General features: G+C 49.3%; 7 protein-coding genes and 1 pseudogene. All 8 read right to left on the bottom strand.

Features of this window, described 5'->3' with window-relative positions; translation table 11 throughout:
- Positions 1-174: 174 nt before the first annotated feature.
- Positions 175-1,077 (bottom strand): replication initiation protein, encoded by a 903-nt coding sequence (locus C5687_RS23540; RefSeq protein ID WP_064186331.1) that lies wholly within the window; start codon positions 1,075-1,077, stop codon positions 175-177.
- 195 nt (positions 1,078-1,272) lie between these two features.
- Positions 1,273-1,557 (bottom strand): NadS family protein, encoded by a 285-nt coding sequence (nadS, locus tag C5687_RS23535; RefSeq protein WP_008815944.1) that lies wholly within the window; start codon positions 1,555-1,557, stop codon positions 1,273-1,275.
- A 1-nt stretch (position 1,558) separates the two neighbouring features.
- Positions 1,559-1,891: a type II toxin-antitoxin system RelE/ParE family toxin gene (locus C5687_RS23530; protein WP_064186332.1), complete on the bottom strand. Its 333-nt coding sequence runs from the start codon at positions 1,889-1,891 to the stop codon at positions 1,559-1,561.
- A gap of 144 nt (positions 1,892-2,035) precedes the next feature.
- Positions 2,036-2,272: an MbeD family mobilization/exclusion protein gene (locus tag C5687_RS24700; protein ID WP_064186333.1), complete on the bottom strand. Its 237-nt coding sequence runs from the start codon at positions 2,270-2,272 to the stop codon at positions 2,036-2,038.
- 60 nt (positions 2,273-2,332) lie between these two features.
- Positions 2,333-2,818: an MbeB family mobilization protein gene (locus tag C5687_RS24695; RefSeq protein WP_064186334.1), complete on the bottom strand. Its 486-nt coding sequence runs from the start codon at positions 2,816-2,818 to the stop codon at positions 2,333-2,335.
- A gap of 370 nt (positions 2,819-3,188) precedes the next feature.
- A pseudogene (locus C5687_RS25425) lies at positions 3,189-3,287 on the bottom strand (hypothetical protein); the annotation flags it as partial.
- 208 nt (positions 3,288-3,495) lie between these two features.
- The gene (locus C5687_RS23520) at positions 3,496-3,822 is read right to left on the bottom strand and encodes a MobC family plasmid mobilization relaxosome protein (protein WP_074195574.1); all 327 of its coding nucleotides are present in this window, start codon (positions 3,820-3,822) and stop codon (positions 3,496-3,498) included.
- Between the two features lie 399 nt (positions 3,823-4,221).
- On the bottom strand, positions 4,222-4,409 hold a 188-nt coding region (locus tag C5687_RS25150), incomplete at its 5' end, for a hypothetical protein (protein ID WP_238380513.1).

Raw genomic sequence — 4,409 nt, 5'->3', positions numbered from 1 at the left:
AAATCCAAGAGAGGAAATAAGCAATAAACACAGAAGCAAAAGCTTCAGAGAAGTCTAGAGAGTAAAGAACGCCGTTAGGCAACGCAACAACAACCAACACATGTATGGCAATGAAGGATAGAATAAAATAACAACAAAATCGAAATTTATTTAAATTATTGATTTTTTCACGAATCATATTTCACCTTTGAGTTTTTTATAATAAAAAGACCTGCGACTAATATTGAGAAGAACCCAAGGCTCTTGAGTTCGCTCTGAATTTAAAGATGGCTTTCTTTTTGAACGAGCACCTCTTATAGATTGAATTTCTGAAGAATGAGTTCGAGATACATAATCATCAAACGTCTCCTTACTAAATTTTGCATTAGTCCATTTGGCAATGCTTTTAGCGATCCCTCTTACCTCATTTTCATCCAGAGGTGCTGCAAATTGCAGATTATAGGCGCTGGCACGTTCGTAACAGGCTTGCAGCCACTGGTCGAACTCAGACCAGCCCTGACGGATGGCACGATATGCCCACTTGCGGGTTTTGTCGAACAGGGTGCAGTTACGGCCTAAGCCGTAGTCAGCAACGATTTCCTTGTCGTTAGCGGCGTTCAGGTCGAGAAAGTCGGCTAACCAGTCCAGTGTGTAAAGCTCCGGCTGCCATACGGCAATTTTCCAGTGACTGTGGTTCGGATTCTTGCAAATTAGCCCCGAATACCCCGCGTCAGCATCCAATTTTTTACGTAGCGCATTCTCTACGGTAGCGGCGTAACGTAATGGCTTCATTTTTCCGTCTGGCGCGGTGCGTATCGAGGTTTCCAGCGCGTAAAGCAGGTGTGCATGTCCGTTTTCAGGGTTGGTGATGGTCAGCGTAGGCGCGGGAGCGTTGCGGTCGCTCCAGTCAATGGCAGCTCCGGCGCGGTCAACGTCAAATCCCAGCCAGAACATGGCGTGAGGCTGATTAAACTGGATGTATTTCGCCAGAATGGCGCGTTCTTTCCCTGCGATGCGTACACCAAAGTGCAAATCATCCGAGAAGTACGGTTTGTGCGGTAAGCGGTCGTTGAAAAGTTCGAGTGCTGCGTTATTCAATTCGCCCTGCGCTTATGGCGGGCTGTTGTCTGGCACGGTTCATGTGCTAATATCCTTTCAAGGTTTCGTACCTGGCCCTGGTTATCATGTGCATCCGCCAAGATTGAGCATGATTTCCGGGGCTTTGTTTTTTCTGTTGCCGTTAAATTTACACGCGAACGGCTTCGCCTGTCGAATTTCTTCTGTCACATCAGCTTAATGCGCCGCCAGTTCATGAAAGAACTTCGGGTTAGCCTGAATCGTGGCCAGCACTTTTGCTGCCAGTCCGGTCGGATTACGACGTCCGGTTTCCCAGCTTTTGATGGTATCGAGGCTGGTTCCCAGCACTTTCGCCATTTCGCTCTGCGTAATATTCAGATTTTCCCTGATAGCCTTGATATCGGCCATTTCATAGCGCGTCACGCGGGCGGGGGATTTGGTTCCGTTTTTGATTTCAACAGCCTCTTCAAGAGAGGCTTTCAGCTCGTCAAAAAAACTCATGTTACACCTCGTCTTTCAGTCGTTGGGTTAGCTTCTTCAGTTCGGCTTTTTCTGCGTCGGTGAGGCTGTCCTTGGTGCTTTTAGGGTAGGCCATCACCAGATAAATCACCTCGGCGGTGGCGAGGAAGTAAATCACCCGCGCACTGCCACTTTTTCCCTGATTTCCCGTCGCCATCCTGATTTTTCGCAGGCCGCCAGTTTTCTGGATAAGGTCACCTTTGTCCGGTGACTCGATAAGCTCTTTCTGGAGTTCTTTGAGTTCATCATCCGTGGCGATTTGCTTTATCTGACGGGTAAACATCGTTGTCTCGATAAACTCAATCGCGTGACTCACGGCTGTCTCCTGTCCCCTCTGATGTACAATGTACACTTTTAATCGTGTTATGAAAAGCCGCTTTCTGTGCCATCAGAGATTACCGGCTAAGACCGTGGTAACGGGTTGCTTGCCTTTCCTTCTGTAACTCTCGCTCATGCTGCTTTACGAGCGTGTTAATCGGCTCAGATCGCTGCTCAAGCGTTCGACCTGCTCGTGCAAGGCCTTCACCTGATTGCTCAAGTTCAGACATACCCTGTCGTTGCGCTCCAGCGCCTGCGAGGTAGTCTCGAACATGCGTTGCAAGCTGCTGTAACTGTCCTGCCACGCCTGTTGCTGTTGCGCGTAGCTTGTCTGTAAGCTTTCTAATGCGTTCAGAAGCTGCTTTTCCATCTCGGTCATGGTTTTGCCTGTCCTCAGTGATAAAAACGCGCTGTGGCGTTTCTGTGGCGTCTGACGGGGTTACTTCGCGGTGTACTTCATCACGGTGTTTCCGCCTTTCGATGTGTATGTCTCGGTGCCATGTGCTTTCTTCGGCAGTACCACCAGATAGGTGTTCTTCTGATTGTCGTCCTTGTAAATCACTACTCCTGCACCGCTCTGGGCTTTCAGGCTCTCCAGTTGCTGACTGTAGCTGTCCATTTCGTTCAGGCGCGAAGTGATGACCGTTCCCTGAAACCAGATTATCCCGCCCAGTATCATGATCAGCAGCGCGGCGAACAGGAATATCCAGCCCAGTGCACTCAGGAGTGAGTATCTGACTATGCGCGTCAGTTTGTCGTTCTGTTCGCGGATAGCGTTGCTGATGTTCTGCGAGCTTGATTTCAAGTCCTCGCTGATAGACGTTTCCAGCCTCTCGAACTCGCGCTTCACGCTCTGCTCGGTATCCTGCGCCTGCTGCCTCGATTTCTCCTCGAAGCCCTTCGCCAAATTTAAAATCTCGCTCATATATCATTCCTTTCAGCCGGATATTTCGACCGCCGTCCGGGTCGGCAATACTGATGCTGCTTTTCGTTTCCCGCGCCACTGTCAGGCCGTAACTCTCCAGCTGCTTCACCACATCCTCACGACTGCGGATCACCCCCTGCTGCATCAGGTTCATGAGTCCCGCGGTGATTTTCTCTGCGGCTTGCTGTTTATCGCGGGGCAGGTCACTGGCCTGAGTTAGCGGGCGGCGGTTAAGGGGGTCATTCGGGTCGCGTAATCCGAGTCGGTCATTGGTCAGGGTCTGCCACGCATTCACTCTGGGACGGTCAGCTCGATCAAAGTAGGGTTGCAGCCTTTTTCCGCTCTGCAATTCGATGTTCGGGATGACAAAATTCAGTTCAAGCCGTCCCTTGTCGCGGTGCTCTACCCAGAGACAGCTGTACTGGTCACGGTCTAATCCCGTCATGAGGGTCTGTTCCCACTCGTCCATCAGGCGGGATTTCTCAGAGTCTGAAATATCCGGCTCCTGAAAAGACAGCACACCAGAGGTGTACGAACGGGAAAAGTCGCAGCTGTCGATCAGCTCGCATACACGATCAGGATCACCCCGTAATACGGTGGCCTGCTCTCGCTGACGGCCTTTTCCCAGCAGGTAATCAACCGGACCACTGCCAGAACCAGCACCACGGGAATGGATTTTAACGATCACGGTGCTGCTCCAGTAACTCCCCTAGCTGACGGTCGAGGCTGTTCAGGATGGAAAGCAGTGAAACACGCTCAGAAGGCGTAAGGGAATCTGACTGATTCAGTCTACGAGCGATCTGGTTCAGGTTATTGCCCATACCACTGACCTGACGAAGCAGTTCAGGCGCAACCTCAGGAACAGGTCGTTTACGTGACGTATGTTCGCCCAGACCAAGCTGACGCAACCACTCTGCAAGGTGAAAACGGTCGCACCGTTCAAGCAGACGCTGATGCTCAGTTTCGGTCATGCGGATTTTGATCTCTTTCGTTCGCTTTTCCATAGGCTCCGCTGAGAAAAAGTTCGCACCACTGTGAGAATTTTTCGCAGTGGATGCAGGGGGTTTCGGGGGGCGGCGAGCCCCCTGAACCAGTCACGGTGGAACCTCGTTAGAGGGGACTCTGTGTGTACTGGCTTATGTGTAGTAAAGTATGGCATACATAAGCACTGGCAACAAAAAAACAGCCCTCTCTAGAGAGGGCTGTTATCTGATATAGGTTATCTGGTGCAAAGTTAGTTTTTAGGGTGTCGAGGCCTTGTGACCCAGCTGAGGAAAAGGCAGAGTAATATTAACGGCGTTGCCGTATAGTGTATATAAACCCCAAGATAAGATATGTTATATATTAGAAATAAATATACAAGCAAAAGTATTACAAATGAAGCCGTAAAGAAATTATGGATTTTATTTATCACGCTTAAATCCTGCGATTAAAAAATAAATAGAAAACATACCCCATGAAACTGCAATAAGCTTTAAATATCCGGATTGGTCATAATCATAATAAAAAAAGGCTTTATACAGAATAGTACATAAAGCCGCAACAACATAAAGGACAATAGGGTCGTAATATTTAAGCCCCTTCCTTTTAA

The sequence above is a fragment of the Enterobacter sichuanensis genome, assembly GCF_002939185.1.
Classification (GTDB): Bacteria; Pseudomonadota; Gammaproteobacteria; order Enterobacterales; family Enterobacteriaceae; genus Enterobacter; species Enterobacter sichuanensis.
Note: the sequence above shows the minus strand (reverse complement) of the source record. Positions and strands in the feature narration are given on the sequence as shown.